At 68.4% G+C, this 16262-nt stretch carries 14 protein-coding genes and 1 pseudogene; 4 read left to right on the top strand and 11 right to left on the bottom strand.

Annotated elements, in window-relative coordinates:
* The 6 genes and pseudogenes from QZV94_RS14845 to QZV94_RS14820 form a co-directional block, all read right to left on the bottom strand.
* Positions 1 to 216, bottom strand: a pseudogene (locus QZV94_RS14845) (hypothetical protein); the annotation flags it as partial.
* Positions 213 to 416 (bottom strand): DUF3460 family protein, encoded by a 204-nt coding sequence (locus QZV94_RS14840; protein ID WP_209385660.1) that lies wholly within the window; start codon positions 414 to 416, stop codon positions 213 to 215. The pseudogene QZV94_RS14845 and the gene QZV94_RS14840, both read right to left, overlap by 4 nt.
* A 102-nt stretch (positions 417 to 518) precedes the next feature.
* Positions 519 to 2147, bottom strand: coding sequence for a PQQ-binding-like beta-propeller repeat protein (locus QZV94_RS14835; protein ID WP_293678683.1), 1629 nt, complete (start codon positions 2145 to 2147; stop codon positions 519 to 521).
* A gap of 468 nt (positions 2148 to 2615) precedes the next feature.
* Positions 2616 to 4958: a TonB-dependent receptor gene (locus QZV94_RS14830; protein WP_293678682.1), complete on the bottom strand. Its 2343-nt coding sequence runs from the start codon at positions 4956 to 4958 to the stop codon at positions 2616 to 2618.
* A 69-nt stretch (positions 4959 to 5027) separates the two neighbouring features.
* Positions 5028 to 6002: a FecR domain-containing protein gene (locus QZV94_RS14825; protein ID WP_293678681.1), complete on the bottom strand. Its 975-nt coding sequence runs from the start codon at positions 6000 to 6002 to the stop codon at positions 5028 to 5030.
* A gap of 97 nt (positions 6003 to 6099) precedes the next feature.
* On the bottom strand, positions 6100 to 6585 hold the full coding sequence (locus QZV94_RS14820; RefSeq protein ID WP_293678680.1) for a sigma-70 family RNA polymerase sigma factor: 486 nt from the start codon (positions 6583 to 6585) through the stop codon (positions 6100 to 6102).
* Between the two features lie 286 nt (positions 6586 to 6871).
* Between QZV94_RS14820 and QZV94_RS14815 the strand changes: the two genes are divergently transcribed.
* Together QZV94_RS14815 and QZV94_RS14810 are read left to right on the top strand one after the other, a co-directional pair.
* Complete coding sequence (locus QZV94_RS14815) at positions 6872 to 9574, top strand: adenylate/guanylate cyclase domain-containing protein (RefSeq protein WP_293678679.1); 2703 nt, start codon at positions 6872 to 6874, stop codon at positions 9572 to 9574.
* An 18-nt stretch (positions 9575 to 9592) separates the two neighbouring features.
* A complete protein-coding gene (locus QZV94_RS14810; protein ID WP_293678678.1) occupies positions 9593 to 10453 on the top strand; it encodes an MBL fold metallo-hydrolase in 861 nt (286 codons plus the stop codon).
* Here the strand turns inward: QZV94_RS14810 and QZV94_RS14805 are convergent.
* The 4 genes from QZV94_RS14805 to QZV94_RS14790 form a co-directional block, all read right to left on the bottom strand.
* Positions 10450 to 11496 carry a phosphotransferase family protein gene (locus tag QZV94_RS14805; protein ID WP_293678677.1) on the bottom strand — a complete coding sequence of 349 codons (1047 nt, stop codon included), beginning with the start codon at positions 11494 to 11496 and terminating at the stop codon, positions 10450 to 10452. The genes QZV94_RS14810 and QZV94_RS14805 overlap by 4 nt on opposite strands.
* Positions 11497 to 11559: 63 nt before the next feature.
* Positions 11560 to 12330 carry an exodeoxyribonuclease III gene (gene xth / locus QZV94_RS14800; RefSeq protein ID WP_293678676.1) on the bottom strand — a complete coding sequence of 257 codons (771 nt, stop codon included), beginning with the start codon at positions 12328 to 12330 and terminating at the stop codon, positions 11560 to 11562.
* 3 nt (positions 12331 to 12333) lie between these two features.
* A complete protein-coding gene (locus QZV94_RS14795) occupies positions 12334 to 12510 on the bottom strand; it encodes a hypothetical protein (RefSeq protein ID WP_293678675.1) in 177 nt (58 codons plus the stop codon).
* Positions 12511 to 12600: 90 nt separating this feature from the next.
* A complete protein-coding gene (locus QZV94_RS14790; RefSeq protein WP_293678674.1) occupies positions 12601 to 13860 on the bottom strand; it encodes a cytochrome P450 in 1260 nt (419 codons plus the stop codon).
* An 87-nt stretch (positions 13861 to 13947) separates the two neighbouring features.
* On the opposite strand from QZV94_RS14790, the gene QZV94_RS14785 reads away from it, so the two are divergent.
* The gene (locus QZV94_RS14785; protein ID WP_293678673.1) at positions 13948 to 14418 is read left to right on the top strand and encodes a hypothetical protein; all 471 of its coding nucleotides are present in this window, start codon (positions 13948 to 13950) and stop codon (positions 14416 to 14418) included.
* Here the strand turns inward: QZV94_RS14785 and QZV94_RS14780 are convergent.
* A complete protein-coding gene (locus QZV94_RS14780; RefSeq protein WP_293678672.1) occupies positions 14415 to 15656 on the bottom strand; it encodes an LLM class flavin-dependent oxidoreductase in 1242 nt (413 codons plus the stop codon). The genes QZV94_RS14785 and QZV94_RS14780 overlap by 4 nt on opposite strands.
* 126 nt (positions 15657 to 15782) lie before the next feature.
* Between QZV94_RS14780 and QZV94_RS14775 the strand changes: the two genes are divergently transcribed.
* A partial coding sequence (locus QZV94_RS14775; protein ID WP_293678671.1) for an aminotransferase class III-fold pyridoxal phosphate-dependent enzyme occupies positions 15783 to 16262 on the top strand: 480 nt, incomplete at its 3' end.

Genomic DNA, 16262 nt, shown 5'->3' with positions numbered 1-16262 from the left:
CAGGTAGAGCAGCAAGTCCAGCGGGCCTTCGAAGGCCTCGAGGAACACCTCCAGTGCATCCGGCGGGATGTACAGGTCGGTCGGCAGTGCGAACAGCGGCTCGCCATACAGGCGCGCCACCGCCACGGCATCCACCACGGCCGGTGGCAGCGCCTGCGCGTCGGGCGAGGGCGCAGGCATGGCAGGCACCTCGGGTGCCAGGGCGTGCTGGCTCACTCCGCCTTGGTCTGGTAGACGTAGGGCTGCTGCGGGACGCGTGCGTCCTGGTAGTCGGCCTGCGCCGCGCGGTCGATGCGCTTGTCCCACAGCAGGGCGCGGCCGGCGCGTTGCTCGTCTTCGAGCGTGGGCCGTGCGGCCTTCAGCTGCTCGATGAAGCTGGTGACGTCGGAGGTGTAGGGTTTCCAGAACAGCGGCATGGCGCGGGTGCTGCAGCCCTGTCGAGGGTGCCGGCACGAAGTTGAACCGCGCATTTTACCGGCAGCGCGTCGGCCCGAGCCTTTGCGGAATGTGAGCAGACCTTACGCTTCGACCCGGCGCAGCCCCTGCGCGCCCTCGAGGAAGCGGTGCGGTTCGCCCAGCAGCCAGCGGGCCAGCTCGTCCAGGCGGGTCGAGCCGACCTCGAGCGCAGAGAACTCCGCCGTCACCGTCTCGAAGCCGTCGAAGTTGACGAACTTGAAGTGCAGCCGGCCGCGGTCGTGCTCGGGCGTGACATGCACGCCCAGCACGAAGTCGACCGCCAGTTCGTAGCGCATCTCCTGCAGCTTGCCGTTGTCGGGGTTGAAGCCATAGGCGAGCCCGGACTTCTGGCCGGCCACCAGCACCTGCTTGCCGCCGGCGACGGTCATCAGGATCGGCGTGGCGCCGAAGTCGAAGTCGGGACCGAGCGGGGTCGGGCAGTTGCCGGAGGTGGAGTTGCGACCGCAGCCCATGACGAAGTTGTCGTTCTCGGTGACCTGGTGCTGCCAGCGGATCTTGCCGGTGGCGATGTCCATGGCCATGACCGCATCCGCACCGATGGTGTTGACGTCGGTGTAGCTGTCACCCGTGACCACATAGACGAGGCCGCGCTTGCGATCGACGGACGGCGCCGCCCAGATCGCCGCGCCCGCCGGGCCCGTCACCTGCAGCCCGCCCTCTTTCTCGCGGACCAACTTGCGGGGCTCCGTGACGGTGTAGGTCTTCCAGAGCAGCTTGCCGGTCTTCAGGTCGAGGGCGACCAGCGAGCCGCGGAAGGTGCAGCAGGCGTAGGCTTTGCTCATGGCGTGGGCCTCCTCGATCGAGGAGATCGGCACGATCAGCCGCTCGCCCACCACCACCGGCGTGCCGGTCATCACCGTGGACCGGTGCTCTTCGAGCACGGGGCTCTTCCAGATCTCCTTGCCGGTCTGGGCGTCGAAGGCGCGGACGGTCTTGTCCACGACGCCCACGAACGTGGCCCAGCCGCTGGGCGAGATGGAGCTCCTGATCACCATCGGGGTGGTGCGCGCCACCACGTCGTCGACCGCCCAGCGCACGCACCCCGTCTTCGGGTCGAGCGCGTAGAACTTGCCCGAACGGTTCGTGATCCACAGCCAGTCGCCCACGACCGCCGGCTGGCCGCCACCGGTCATCGAGAAGGCCCACTTGACCCTCAGCCGGGGGATGTCGGCCGCGGTAAGGCCCGGGCGGCGCTGGAACCGGGTGGAAGGGTCGTCCACCCCCATGCTGGCCCAGTCGCCGGGTGTGGCGCGGATCGGCGGATTGGAGGCGCACATCGGGTCAGTCCCGACCACGCCGCCGCGGATGGCGACTTCGAACGGCTCCTCTGCGCCCGATGGAGGCTTCGCGGCGGCGGCCGTGGTGGTCGCGGGGCGGCGGGTCACATAGGCGGTCACCGCCTCGAGCTCCGCAGTGCTGAGCCCCTCCGCCATGGGCTTCATGATCCCGCTGGTCAGCGACTTCAGCACGTCGGCGGCCGGACGCTGGGAGAGGTCGGCGAGGCTGGGGGCGCGTTCGATCGCCGGCTCGTGGCAGGACTTGCACCGCGCCTCGAAGACCGCCTCGCCAGATGGCGCCGGCGGCTGGGCGTGCGCGCCGGACAGGCCGCCGACCAAGGCGGCGGCCAGCGCCGCGAGGCCAAGGCTCATGAACCCGTATGCCGACTTCATCACTGCGATCCCCCCACCCGATCCTCGCGCGTAGGCGTAGCGCGGGACCGGCGCTTTTGCGAGCGTGACAGACGAAAATGCGGGTTCCAGAACCAAGGAGCCCCGACCGAGGTGTGACGTCCTCTGGCCGGGGCGGTAGGTCTTGAGCGCTCAGGCGACTGGAGAACCAGATCGCGTTGGCGGCCCGAGCCGGCCGCAATCAACGGCACAGCCTAGCATCACCGGCAATTCCGGCCAAATCGGATTCTTCTGGGACCCCTGCGACGGAGAGGCGCGGCCCTGACGTCTCTCCGCGTCAGGGCCGCCCTCAGTCATCCGTGGCGCGACCTTGGGCTCGGAACGCGCGCTACCTTTGACATTTGCGCCGTGGTCAACGGCGCATTCCTTTCGACCGCCGCTGCTCCAGTCAGTGACGGTCGCGGAATAGACGGCGCGGTCTCGGCCCATCCCTAGGTCGCTCTGCGCAAATTATATCGCAGCGGACAAGGTCACCCCGATCGTGCGCGGCCGCTGCGGGGTGATCTGGCGGACCTGATCCGGGTTGAAGGGGTTTCCGAAGGCGAAGGTATCGCTGAAGTCGTTCAGCGGATTGATCACGAAGACCTGCAGCGCCACCGGGGCGCCCATGGCCTGACCGCTGATCTCGGCCGACAGCTTGGTGCGCGCGTAGCCGCCCATCAGGGGCCGTGTCCTGTCGAAGGTCACCCGGGAGCGGCCGATATAGGTGGCCTGGGCGATCAACCGCACGGTCCAGTCGCGAAAGACCTCACGCTCGTAACCCAGGAGGCCGCCAGCCGAAATCGCCGGCGCCCCGGGCAGCCCGTTGACGAGGTCTGTGGTGAAATCCGAGTTCACGTTCGTGGTGCGGATCCGCGACAGCCGCGCGTTGACCTGCGCGACGAGGCCGCTCGGGTCGCGCCAAGACAGCTCCGTCTCCAGGCCCAGGATGTGCGCGTCGCCGGCATTGGTCGTGTAGGGGATGCCGGAGTCCCGAAACTGATCGGTCTGGATGTCCCGCCAGATGTCGTAGAACACAGCCGAATTGATCGCTAACCGGTTGTCCAGCGCCCGCAGCTTCACCCCCACTTCGAAATTGATCAGGCGATCCGGCGCGAAGGTCTCGCGCTGCGGAGGCAGCGGCAGGGCTCCGCCGGAGTTCACACCCCCCGCCCGGTAGCCCTCCGACACCACGCCGTAGACGAGGTTCCCGCCCGCCAGTTCGCGCTGCAGCGAGACCTTCGGCGAGAAGCCGGTGAAGCCGAGGTTGCGGTCGACGTGGCGCGGGGCGAAGCGTTCGGAGACCACGTCTGAGATCGTGTGCTCGCGGATGTTGAACACGCGCCCACCTACAGCCACGGTCCAACGGGGCGCCAGTTCGTACGTCAGCTCGCCATACGCCGCCAGTTCGCGGATGCGGTCGCTGCGAGTATCGCCGTAGACCAGGGCGTCCGGGACACCCAGAACCTCGACCAGGAACTGGGTCGGCGAGCTGAGCTTCGTGTCCGATCCGTAGACTCCGGCCAGCCACTCGAGGCGCCCTGCGCCGCGCGACGTCAGGTACATGTCGTGCACCAACATCCGGGTGCGGGTGCGCTCCGAATAGGCGGACGAGAGCTTGGCGAACGACGTGTAATTGAGCTGGGTCGCCGTCGCGTCGTAGAGGCTGCCATAGGCGTGGCGGACATAGCCTGTGGAGGACGTGAACTGCGCCCAGCCCCAGGACGCCCGCACCGTGCCGGTCGCCAACTGTATGTCGTTGACGTGCGGCTCGGGAATCCGGACCGACCGGTTCAGCCCCAGCCCGGGGGTCGTATAGTGGGTATCCTCCGACCGCAGGTGCTGGCCTGCCACGGTCAGGTTCACCGACCAGGCGTCATTCGGCTGCACGTACAGCGACAGCCGGGCGCCGCGCCGTTCCGTCTGGTCGACGTCGCTGCGGTTCTGGCCGATATCATCAAGGTAGCCGCCCTGGATCTCGTCGTAGCCCGAGAGGCGGAGCCCCGCCACGTCACGCCATAGCGGCACGTTGATGTGGCCCTCGATCGCCCGGCTGGCCGCGCCCTCGGCCGTGTCGGCCGCCGTCCCGCGCACTTCCGCCGAGATGCGCTTGAGGTCCGGCTTGCGGGCCACGATGCGGTAGACGCCTCCGAGCGAGCCCGCGCCATAGAGCGCGCCCTGGGGCCCGCGCGCCACCTCCACCCGCTCCACATCCACCAGGCGCAGGTCCGGATCGGGGGCGTTGTAGTTGATCGGTATGTCGTCGAGGTAGGTCGCCACGATCGAACGCGCGCGGCCGGTATAGGCGCCGTCCGACAGACCGCGGAGCAGGAGCTTGTTGCGCCCTGGACCGAGGTTGGTGGCCAGGACGCCGCCCAGCTGACCCGAGGCCTCGCCCACATCGGCGGAGCCCGTCGACTGCAGCTGATTGCGCGGGATCGCGGTGACGGCGACGGCCAGCTCACGCTGGTTGCGGACCCGCTTGGTGGCGGTGACCAGAACCTCTGAGACCATCACCGGCGGCTGGGGCCTTGCCTCGGCCTGCAAGGGGGGCAGAATCTCGACACCACCGGGCGCGACGACGCGCCAGCGGCAAGGCGCGTTCTCCAGCAACTGACTCAGCGCCTGCTCGAGGGTCATGGCGCCCGCGAGTCGGCCACGGAAATGACCGCTGCAGGCGCCTGCCCCGATGAGCGTGACATTGGCCTGCTGCGCCACGTCGAGCAGCGCCTCGGCATAGGGCTTCGGCTCGACCTGGAATTGGATGCGCGCGGGCGCGGCCTCGGCGGCGACGCCGAGTCCAAACGCCGCCATCACGCAAATGATGGCGGCCGCCGATCCGCAACGCGCGACGATGGCCAGCTCCGCCCTAAAGCCTTCGGCCTACTTCCGAAGAAGCAGCAGCCCCCTGTCAGAAGGTACTGTTCTTACGGGGAGCATCAAGCTCAGACGGGACATCACCGATTTCGGATCATCGAGGATGATCACCCCGGTGATCGGGATTTCTCCCAGCGCAGGATCGCCGATCTCGATCTGCTCGACAAACTGCCGGTTGAGGTCAGCGACGACCTCGGCAAGCGGCTGTTCGCGGTAGACGAGGCGGCCCACCCGCCAGCTGAAGGTTTCCTGCGGATCCACCGTGCGTAGGGCGACGGCGCCATTCTGCGCCACTTCCATCCGCTGGCCTGCGGTCAGGCTGTAGGCCCGCCACGCGGCCGCCGCGGCCACAGGCCGCACCTGCACCTTGCCACGCGCCACGGTGACCGTGAGCTCGCCCTGGCGGTTGCGGACATCGAACTGGGTGCCCACGACGCGGACGACGTGGTTGGCGGCCGCGACGTTGAAGGGACGGCGCGCATCATGCGCGACATCGAAGATCGCTTCGCCGTCGTCGAGCACCACCCGCCGTTCCGATCGGGCCAAGGTGACGCTGAGCCGGGACTCTGCATTGAGATCGACGACCGAGCCATCCGCCAGCGCGACCCGCTGATGCTGGCCCTTGCCGGTGACATAGGTCTGGGTCTCCGGCTGGGCGAGGAGGCCCGGCAGCACCGTTACCGCCAGCGCCGCAGCGACGGCAAGGCCGCCGCCGGCCACCATCCACCGCCGGGTCGGAGCGCTGCGCATGGGCGCGCGACGCGAAGCGGCCGCAAGTTCTGCGGCCACCTGTTCGGCGCTGACCTCGAAGGCTTGCCAGACGGCCAGAGATTTCTTGTAGGCGGCCCGGTTCTGAGGGGCAGCGTCCAGCCACGCGTCGAACTCCAGGCCGTCGGCCTCACCGACGTCGCCACGCTGGAGGCGCGCCAGCCAGGCGCCCGCCTCGGCGATCGCCTGCTCTTCGTGCGCTATGCTCGTCATCGGCTGGCCTGCCCGATCTGCGCCGCCTGCGCTGAACAGGGGCTAAGACGGCGCCGCGCGGTCCCACCCCTAGGTCTTTCGGTGCGCGCCGGCCGGTTCATGGCCGCAACCGCTGAGTCAGGTGGCGGATGGCCGCCTGGATATGCTGCTCGACCATCTTGATGGAGACGCCCATGGCCTGGGCGGTCTGGGCCTGGCTGAGCCCTTCCAGCTTATGCAGCCGGAAGGCCTGGCCCATCTTCGGCGGCAGGGCCGCGACGGCCTCGGTGAGCAGGCGAACCTGCTGCTTGCCGGCGACCACCTCGTCGGCGGGGGGCTCGTCCACGACATCCTCGCCGCCGTGGATCACGCGGGTGTCCATTCGCCACTCGGCGCTGCGGCGCGACGAGCGCTGGACGCTGCGCACCTGGTCGATCAGGAGATTGGACGCCATCCGGTACAGCATCGCAGTGGGCGCGCGCACGTCGGCGCCGGCATCGAGCGCGACGATCTTCAGGTACAGATCCTGCACCAGATCCTCGGCGCTCTCCAGGCTGCGAGTCCGCGCGGCCAGGAACAGCAGGAGGTTCTCGCGCTTCTCCATGAAGACCGCGAGCAGCGGGCTATCCGCCGGGCTTTTCGACGGCCCAGTAGGCCCCAAGACATCTCCCCCTCTTCGGCGCCGCCGTGGTCGCCGGCGCAGGAGGGACGATAGGGAAATGGCCGCGGCTTGTCGCGCGCCCGATCTGCCTGCCGCCCGCCCTGGCGGTAGCGAATTCAACCGTCTGGGCGCCGCCGCGCTGGGGGGCTAGACTGCGTCGGCACGGGGAGCGCGACGGCGACAGGGCGGTGATGCAGCAGCGCATATCCGTAATGGGTCCGGAGCTCCGGTGAACGCTGTCACACCGTTCGTAGAGGCCCGGAAGACGGGCGCGAGGCCGGTGGACTCCGGCAAGGCGCTGTTTTGGCGGCTGACCTGGATCTACACCGCCGCCACCTGCGTCGCCGTCTCGATCAGCATGGCGCTGGGACTGGTGGGCCTGGAGTGGACGCTGCGCCAATGGTTGCTGTTCTGGGCGTTCGTGCCGCCAGGGACCGCTGCGTTCGTGCTCATCGACTATGTCGCTATCCAGCGCCATCTGAAGCCGCTGGCGCCGGTGCTCAGCGCCCTTGACCGGGGAGAACTGGTCGACCGGGCCCGCCTGGGCGCGGCGCTGGTGCGGGCGCTCAACCTGCCTCAGCTGTCGGCGGTGCGGGTGACGATCCTGCACGGGCCTTCGGCGGTCGTGTCGCTCGTCAGCGTCGTGTTGGTGATCAACGTCTTCTTCGATGCGGGCATCGCGCCATGGCAGATCGTCATACTGGGCACGCTGATCTTCGTGTTCGCCTCGCCGGCCCACGCGATCTTCGAGTTCTTCGCGGTGGGCAAGGTGATCGAGCCGATCGCCATACGCCTCTCGCGCATCCTGGATGGACCGATCCCGGCGGAACAGGCCAAGGACCTGATCTCCGTGCCACTCAGGAACAAGGTGCTGTTCCTGGCCATCTTCGTCTCGTCCCTGCCGCTGGTGTTCTCGGCGGTGTCGTTCCTGTTCAAGTTCGATCGGATGCTCGACCAGCACGGGTTCGTGGTGCCGGCGAGCGAGATCCTGTCCATGTACCTCTGGGCAGGCGGCGTGGTGGTGGTCAGCGTCGCCCTCGCGATCTCCATGGCCATCCTGACGGCGCGCGAGGTCTCCAACTCGGCGGCGCGCCTGGTGGAGGCCATGCGGCAGGTGGAGGGCGGGCGGCTGGATGAGGCCGACCTGGATGTCCTGACCACCGACGAATACGCCGACATCAACCGCGGCTTCGGGCTGATGGTGGGCAGTCTGAAGGAGGAACACCAGATCCTGGAGGTCACCCAGGACCTGGCCGGCGAACTGCTCCTGGAGGTGCTGATCGCCCGGATCATGACGGCGACCACCCAGCTCCTCAACGCCGAGCGGGCTTCGCTGTTCGTCTATGACGAAAAGACCGACGAGCTGTTCAGCCTCTACGCCGACGGGCTGGAGACGGTGCAGATCCGCGTGCCGACGCATGCCGGCATCGCCGGAGCGGTGTTCACCACCGGACGCATCGAGAACATCTCCGATCCCTATTCCGATCCCCGCTTCAACCAAGCGGTCGACATGCGGACCGGATTCCGGACCCGCTCGATCCTCTGCGTGCCGATCACCAACAAGGCCGGCGCCCGCATCGGCGTCGCCCAGGCGCTGAACAAGCGCGATGGGCTGTTCACGGCCAAGGACGAGGCGCGCCTGAGGGCTTTCGCCGCCCAGGTGGCGGTGAGCCTGGAGAACGCCAAGCTGTTCGACGACGTGCTGACGACCAAGAACTACAACGAGAGCATCCTGAAGAGCACGTCCAACGGCATCGTCACCCTCGACACCGATGGCAAGGTGGTCACCGCCAACGACGCCGCCGAGGCCATGCTGGGCCTCAACCGGGCCGACATGATCGAGACCGCGTCGGGCGCGCTGTTCGTGGGCCCCAACGCCTGGATCGCCGACAGCCTCGCCAAGACCCAGGCCACCGGCGAGACCCAGATGGCCATCGACGCCGAGTTGGCGCAGCGCGACGGCGGGACCGCCACCGTCAACCTGACCGCCATGCCGCTGATCGACGCCGACGGGGCGCAGATCGGTTCGATGCTGGTGCTGGAGGACATCACCGAGGAGAAGCGCGTCCGCTCCACGATGAGCCGCTACATGTCCAAGGAAGTGGCCGACCAGCTGCTCTCCGCCGGCGACCTGGAGCTGGGCGGGGTGGAGCGGAAGGTGACGGTGATGTTCTCCGACATCCGCCGGTTCACCACCATCGCCGAGCAACTGGGTCCGCGCGATACGGTGTCGCTCCTGAACGAGTACTTCACCGAGATGGTCGACGTGATCTTCCAGCACGGCGGCATCCTCGACAAATACATGGGCGACGGGATCATGGCGCTGTTCGGCGCGCCGCTGGTGGGACCCAACGATTCCGACAACTGCATCGCCGCGGCCGACGCGATGATGAAGCGGCTGGGCGACCTGAACGTCCGCCGCGCGGCTCTCGGCCAGGAAGCGCTGGCGATCGGCATCGGCTTTTCCACCGGTCCGACCGTCGTGGGCAACATCGGCTCTGTCCGGCGCCTGGACTACACGGTCATTGGCGACACCGTGAACCTGGCCTCGCGGCTTGAGGGCGCGACCAAGCAGTACGGCGCCAAGATCCTGTTGTCGGAAATGACCGTGCGCGACCTGACGCGGCCGGCGATCCTGCGCGAGCTCGACCTGATCCGCGTCAAGGGCAAGGACCGGCCGGTGGCGGTCTACGAGTCGCTCGGCTATCGCGCCGGCGAGGCAGGGCTGGACCAGCTGCTGGAACGCCATGCGGCCGGCATCGCCGCGTACCGCCAGCGCCAGTGGAAGGCCGCCACCATGGCATTCGAGGGCGCGTTGGAGCTCTATCCAGACGACGGCCCGGCCCTGGTCTACCGAGACCGGCTGCGGCTGCTCGCGGCCAACCCGCCCGGCGACGACTGGGACGGGGTCTGGAATCTGACAGAGAAATGAGTCGAGGGGAGTGGTCGCATGCTGAGCTGGCAGATCGGAGCGGTGAAGGTCACGCGCGTCGTCGAGATGGAAATGCCGATGGCCTACCACCCCGACACCGTGTTCCTGAAGGAGGCGACGCCGGCGGAGCTGCGCAAGCTGCCCTGGCTCTACCCTCACTTCGTCAACGAGCAGGACGAGCTGCTGCTGTCGATCCACGCCCTGCTGGTCGAGGCGCCCGGCCTGCGGCTGGTGGTCGACACCTGCGTCGGCAACGACAAGCCGCGCGCCGGGATGACCGGGCCGAACGGCCTGCAGACCAGGTTCCTCGAGGCCATGGCTGAAGCCGGCTGGACGCGCGACAGCGTGGACGCGGTCGTCTGCACCCACCTGCATGTGGATCACGTGGGCTGGAACACCATGCTGGTCGATGGCCAATGGATCCCCACCTTCCCCAAGGCGCGCTACCTCATCGGCGACACCGAGTTCGCCCACTGGACGGCCGAGGGCGACGCCGAGCAGCAGCAGATCCTGTCAGACTCCGTGCAGCCGATCCTCGACGCGGGCCTGGCGGACATGGTCGGGCTGGACCACGTGCTGTCGCCGGAGATCCGGCTCACGCCCACCACCGGCCACACGCCCGGCCACGTCAGCGTGGTAATCGAGTCCCAGGGTGAGCGCGCCGTGATCACCGGCGACATGAGCCATCACCCCTGCCAGATGGCCCACCCCACCTGGTCGCCGTCCTTTGACAGCGATCCCAAGGCCGCCGCCGCGACGCGGGCCAGGATGTTCGCCGAGTGGGCCGACGACGAGATCCTGGTGATCGGCACCCACTACGCTTCGCCCACGGCCGGCCGGGTGCGGCGCGACGGCGCGGCCTTCCGCTTCGAGGCTTAGAGGCGGTCGATCGCCGCCTGGGCGAGGTCCAGCGAGCGATCGATGCTGGCGCGCAGGCCGACCAGGTCGACCCCGTCGCTGCTCTTCTGCCCGGCCATGTAGCGGGCGTAGACCCCGTGGACGATGCAGGCGGACTTCCAGCGGTTGAAGCCGACGTAGAAGTCCAGCTTCGACAGGTCCCGCCCGGTCCTCGCGGCGTAGCGCTGGGCCAGCTCGGTGCGGCTCGGGAATCCTGGCGGCGAGGTGGCGGCGGTCTCGGCAGGCGGTTCGGCGTCGGTGGGGTCCGGCCAGACGTTCAGGGCGTAGGCCAGGTCCGCCAGGGGGTCGCCCAGGGTCGAGATTTCCCAGTCCACCACGGCTTCGACCAGGCCGCTCTTGCCGATCAGGACGTTGTGCAGACCGTAGTCGCCGTGGACCACGCGGGCCGGGCCCTGGTCGGGCGTGTGGGCCAGGAGGAAGTCGTGCAGGGCATGCGCCCGCGGATCGTCGTATTGCGCCGGCTCTATCGAGGCGGTCCAGGAGCGGTACCAGGTCTTCACCTGGCGGCCGACGTAGTCTTCCTTCTTGCCCAGGTCCGAAAGGCCGATCTCGTCCGGATCCAGGGCGTGCAGGTCGGCGAGCGCGTCAAAGAAGGAGTGCGCCATGGCCACGCGCTTGTTCTCGGGGACGTACTTGCGGGTGTCGGCGGCATTGTAGAGCGGGTGGCCGTCGACGTGGCCCATGACGTAGAACTTCGCGCCGGTGACAGCCGGGTCCTCGCAGAAGCCCATCGCCTCGGGGACCGGCACCGGCGTCGGGCCGAGCGCGCTGATCAGCGCCCATTCGCGCGCCATGTCGTGGGCCTTGGGAAGCAGTTCTCCCAACGGCGGGCGACGGATCACCGCCCGCTTCCCGGCGGCGTCCTGCAGCATGTAGGTGAGGTTCGAGTGGCCGCCCTCCAGCCGCGTCCAGCGCAGCGGCAGGCGCAGGGCCGGCACATGGCGGCTGATCCAGGCCTCCACGGCGGGAACGTCATAGCCCGGGATCTGCTCGGCGACACTCATGGCCGTGACTAGAGGACCGCAGGCGGGGAGCGGTCAAGGCCGTCGCAACGTCAGTTTCGATCGTCAGGCGGGGTCGATCTCGATCCAGGCGGCGGCATGGTCGCTGGCGTGCTCGCGCGCCCGGTGCTCGCGGTCGACGCCGGCGGCGCGCAGCCGCGGCGCCAGGCTGGGGCTCAGCAGCAGATGGTCGATCCGCAGGCCGGCGTCGCGTTGCAGCGCGTTCCGCCAGTACTTCCAGAATGTGTAGAGGCGCTCGCCTGGATGACGTTCGCGCAGCGCATCGGTCCAGCCGTCCGAGAGCAGGCGGGCGTAGGCCTCGCGCACCGCCGGGTGGAACAGGGCGTCGTCGCGCCAGCGCTCTGGGGCGTAGACGTCGAGGTCCGTGGGCATGATGTTGAAGTCGCCGGCCAGCACCACCGGGTGTCCCAGCAGGTCCCGGGCGTGGGTCCGCAGCCGCTCGAGCCACGCCAGCTTGAACTCGAACTTGGGGCCGGGCCGCGGATTGCCGTTGGGCGCGTAGAGACAGGCCACGATCACCCCGCCCACCGCAGCCTCGATGTAGCGGCTCTGCGTGTCGGCAGGGTCGCCCGGCAGGCCGCAACGGGTCTCGATGGGCTCGCGGCCGCGGGCCAGGATCGCCACGCCGTTCCAGGACTTCTGGCCGTGCCAGATGGCGCCGTAGCCGGCTTCCTCGATGGCCTTGCGCGGGAAGCGCTCCTGCGGCGCCTTCAGCTCCTGAAGGCAGGCGACGTCCGGCTGCGTGTCGGCCAGCCACTCGAGCAGGTTCGAGAGCCGGCCGTTGACGCCGTTGACGTTGTAGGTGGCGATCCGCACGCCCTAGCTTTTAGCGCGGTCTCCGCGGTCGCCGTCACCCTTCTTGACCGTGGTCTTCGCCTTCTGCCGCTGGTCGGCGGCCGATGACTTGCCGACGTCGGTGACGTCCTTGAACTGGCCCTTGTCGTCGCGGCGGACATAGCGCCTGTCGTTGCCGGTATCGATGAGCTCGCGGGGCATTGGATCCTCCTCTGAATCCGACCCAGAACCGCCAAGGACGCCTGGCGTTCCCAGGCGCCCGGGCGCCCGGGCGCCACCGCCCTGCCGCGTTCAGCGGCGGACGACCACCGGCAGGGTCTCGTAGCCCTTCACGAAGCTGGAGCGCACCCGCTTCGGCTCCCCCACCACCTCGATATGGGAGAAGCGCTTGAGGATCTCCTCCCAGACGATCTTCAGCTGCAGTTCGGCGAGCCGATTGCCGACGCAGCGGTGGATGCCAAAACCGAAGGAGAGGTGCTGGCGCGGCCTTTCGCGGTCGATGATCAGCGCCTCAGGGTTCTCGATCACCTCGTCGTCGCGGTTGCCCGAGACGTACCACATGACCACCTTGTCGCCCTTCCTGATGGTCTTGCCGCCGAGCTCAACGTCCCGGGTTGCGGTGCGGCGCATGTGAGCCAGCGGGGTCTGCCAACGGATGATCTCCGGGACCATGTTGGCGATAAGGCTGTGGTCGCGGCGCAGCTTCTCGAACTCGGCGGGGTACTTGTTCAGCGCATAGACGCCGCCGGTCATGGAGTTCCGGGTGGTGTCGTTGCCGCCGATGATCAGCAGCATCAGGTTCCCTAGGTACTCGTCTGGCGTCATGTTCCGCGTGTGCTCGCCGTGCGCCAGCATGGAAACCAGATCGCCGGCGGGCGGGCGGTTGACCCGCTCGTTCCAGAGGCCAGTGAAGTAGGCCAGGCACTCCAGCAGCTTCTCCTGTCGCTCCTCCTCGGTCTCGACGATCCCGCCCTTGATCGGCAGCGCCGTGCCGCAATCGGACCAGAAGGTGAGCAGCCGGCGGTCCTCGAACGGGAAATCGAAGAGGGTCGCCAGCATCTGGGTGGTGAGTTCGATCGAGACCCGGTCGACCCAATTGAACTCTTCGCCGATCGGCAGCTCATCCAGGATGCGGCCGGCCCGCTCGCGGATGATCGGTTCGAACAGCGCCAGGTTCGCCGGCGCCACCGCAGGGCTGACGGTCTTGCGCTGCACATCGTGCTTGGGCGGGTCCATGGAGATGAAGCTGGGCCGGCGGAGGTCAGGGCGCGCGTCGCGGATGGTGATCCCGCCGAGCGCGGCGTCGGAGGAGAAGACCTCGTGGTTGGTGTCCACCGCCATGATGTCATTGTACTTGGCGACCGACCAATAGGGCCCGAACTCACCGCGATGGCACCAATGGACCGGCGCCTCGGCGCGGAGGCGCTCGAAGTAGGGCCAGTGGGCGTCATTGAGGAACAGTTCCGGATCGCCGGGGTGGAAGTCCTCCAGCGGCGTCGAGTAAGCCGCATCGCGGGCCTGATCCCTGAGGTTCGTCGCGCCATCCGCCATGCTGGGTCCTCCGAAGACGAGCGGGAGGATGCCCGCAAACCGGCGTTGCGCAAACCTGCTAGTGTGCCGGCCGCTGGAGGACCATCGATGCCAACCCTGAGAGCCGCGCTGGCCGCCCTCGCGATCATGGCGGCGCCGATCCCGGCCTCCGCCGCCCAGGTCTGCGCCTGGATCGTCGAGACGGTCGAAGAGGACGACCTTCGCCGGCTCGCGCTCTGGCTCGAGGCCGGCAGCGACGTGGAACTCTACTACATGATGAAGGGCGAGGGCCTGAAGAGCGAGGGATCGCGATCGCACTCGCCGAGCAGCGCCACCTACAGCCTCCGCGCGGGGGACCCGGCGCGGATCTGGGGCTTCGGCGCGACCCTGACGCCGCCCGGCGAGATCGACGTGATCGCCGAGCTGCACGCCAGCCCGAAGGACATCTTCGCCGAGGAAGAGCCGCCTCTGGTCATGTCCTTCGCCTTCCGACGCGAGATTCCGGAGGGCGAGACCACGCCGCCGGAGACCCTCGCCGCCCGGCAGTGCCAGACGGGCGAGTTCCCGAAGTCCCGCTAGCTGGGGGTGGCCGCGGTCTGGGCCCGGGCCCGCGAGGCCGGCACGATCGGGATCTCCGCGTCGGTCAGGGGCTTCATCCAGTTCTTCCGCGCCATAGCGGCCTCCAGATAGGGCGCGAGCTCGGCGGCCTTCTTCGCCTCCCGCTCGGCGACCTGGGCCTTGAATTCCGGCATCACCTCAGCGGCGAACAGCTCCAGGGCTTCGCAGATGTGCGCATGCTTGTTGCGGCCGGCCTGCTGCAGGAAGATCACCTGGTCGACGCCGGCGGCCTGGAAGCCGCGGATGTGCTCGCGGATGTCGTCCGGCGTGCCGATGCCGCTGGCGTTGAACTTGGCCCCGCGCCGCACGGCCATGATCTCCTCGTCGCTGGCGGCGCGCGACTTCTGGAAGTCCTCGAACAGGGTGGAGCGGCCCGGCCGCACGTCGTGGGCCACCAGGGCGTTGACGGCATAGGAGAAGAACTCGAAGCCCTCCTGGCCGCGCCGGATCGCCTCGTCGCGGTCAGGGTGCAGCGAGAAGTTGGAGACCATGGCCAGGTTGGCGTTCACCGCGTGGCCGATGGGACGGCACTCATCCGACTTGATGATGCCGTAGTAGATCTCCGACCAGGTCTTGGCTTCTTCCGGGTCGAGGAACGAGAAGGCCAGCGCGCCGACGCCGATGGAGGCGGCGACCTTGATGGTGTCGCGGTTGGTGCAGGCCATCCACATGGGCGGGTGCGGGCTCTGCACCGGCTTGGGCAGCACGTTACGGCAGGGGAAGGAGAAGCCCTTGCCCTCGTAGCCGGGGTAGGGGTCCATCACCATCATGTTGGCGATCTGCTCGCCGGCCTCGATGGCCAGAGCCCGCTTCTCCTTGGCGGGGATGCCGAAACCGCCCAGTTCCAGGCGCGTGGCGCCCTCCCCGATCCCGAAGTCGAGTCGGCCGCGCGAAATGATGTCCAGCGTCGCCAGCCCCTCGGCCGTGCGGGCGGGGTGGTTGTAGTTGGGGATCACCTGGCGGATGCCGTGGCCAACCCGGATGTTCTTGGTCAGCGCCGCGCAGGCCGCCAGGAACACTTCGGGGGCGGAGGAGTGGGAGTATTCCTCCAGGAAGTGGTGCTCAACCTCCCAGGCGTAGTCGTAACCGAGCCGGTCGGCGAGCTGCACCTGTTCGAGGGCGTCGTGGAACAGCTTGGCTTCGTCGCCAGGGTTCCAGGGCTTGGGCAGCTGGTGTTCGTAGAAGATCCCGAAACGCATGGCGACGGCCTCCTTGTCCGCTCTGAGGGCGGTGATCGTCAGTTACCTGCTTGCCGTTGCGTCCTGGCAAGGGGTGGCGAGTCCGGTCGGAAGCTGGTTTCGTGCGGGCCGATCGGGAGAGACCTCATGGACGACGCCGCGCAGATCGCGAACCGGACCGACATGTCGGCCTATTGGATGCCGTTCACGGCGAACCGGCAGTTCAAGGCCGCCCCACGCATGCTCGTGTCGGCTAGCGGCATGTACTACCGCTCCGACGACGGCCGCGAGATCCTGGACGGCACGGCGGGGCTCTGGTGCGTCAACGCCGGCCATGCGCGGCCGGAGATCGCCGCCGCCGTCCAGCACCAGCTGATGAGCCTGGATTACGCGCCCTCGTTCCAGATGGGTCATCCGCTGGCCTTCGACTTCGCCAACCAGCTGGTGAAGATCGCGCCGCCGGGCCTGGACCGGGTCTTCTACGTCAACTCGGGCTCGGAGGCCGCCGACACGGCGCTGAAGATGGCCATCGCCTACCACCGCGCCCGCGGCGAGGGGCAGCGCTACCGCCTCGTGGGTCGTGAGCGCGGCTACCACGGCGTGGGGTTCGGCGGCATTTCGGTGGGC

This window comes from uncultured Phenylobacterium sp. (assembly GCF_902826855.1).
Lineage (GTDB): Bacteria > Pseudomonadota > Alphaproteobacteria > Caulobacterales > Caulobacteraceae > Phenylobacterium.
This window is presented reverse-complemented; position numbering and strand designations above follow the sequence as displayed.

Coding starts and splice junctions, on each gene's coding strand:
- QZV94_RS14825 (WP_293678681.1), bottom strand. CDS start 6,002: ATGACGAGCATAGCGCACGAAGAGCAGGCGATCGCCGAGGCGGGCGCC.
- QZV94_RS14810 (WP_293678678.1), top strand. CDS start 9,593: ATGCTGAGCTGGCAGATCGGAGCGGTGAAGGTCACGCGCGTCGTCGAG.
- QZV94_RS14805 (WP_293678677.1), bottom strand. CDS start 11,496: ATGAGTGTCGCCGAGCAGATCCCGGGCTATGACGTTCCCGCCGTGGAG.
- QZV94_RS14795 (WP_293678675.1), bottom strand. CDS start 12,510: ATGCCCCGCGAGCTCATCGATACCGGCAACGACAGGCGCTATGTCCGC.
- QZV94_RS14780 (WP_293678672.1), bottom strand. CDS start 15,656: ATGCGTTTCGGGATCTTCTACGAACACCAGCTGCCCAAGCCCTGGAAC.
- QZV94_RS14785 (WP_293678673.1), top strand. CDS start 13,948: ATGCCAACCCTGAGAGCCGCGCTGGCCGCCCTCGCGATCATGGCGGCG.
- QZV94_RS14835 (WP_293678683.1), bottom strand. CDS start 2,147: ATGAAGTCGGCATACGGGTTCATGAGCCTTGGCCTCGCGGCGCTGGCC.
- QZV94_RS14790 (WP_293678674.1), bottom strand. CDS start 13,860: ATGGCGGATGGCGCGACGAACCTCAGGGATCAGGCCCGCGATGCGGCT.
- QZV94_RS14830 (WP_293678682.1), bottom strand. CDS start 4,958: ATGGCGGCGTTTGGACTCGGCGTCGCCGCCGAGGCCGCGCCCGCGCGC.
- QZV94_RS14840 (WP_209385660.1), bottom strand. CDS start 416: ATGCCGCTGTTCTGGAAACCCTACACCTCCGACGTCACCAGCTTCATC.
- QZV94_RS14820 (WP_293678680.1), bottom strand. CDS start 6,585: ATGGAGAAGCGCGAGAACCTCCTGCTGTTCCTGGCCGCGCGGACTCGC.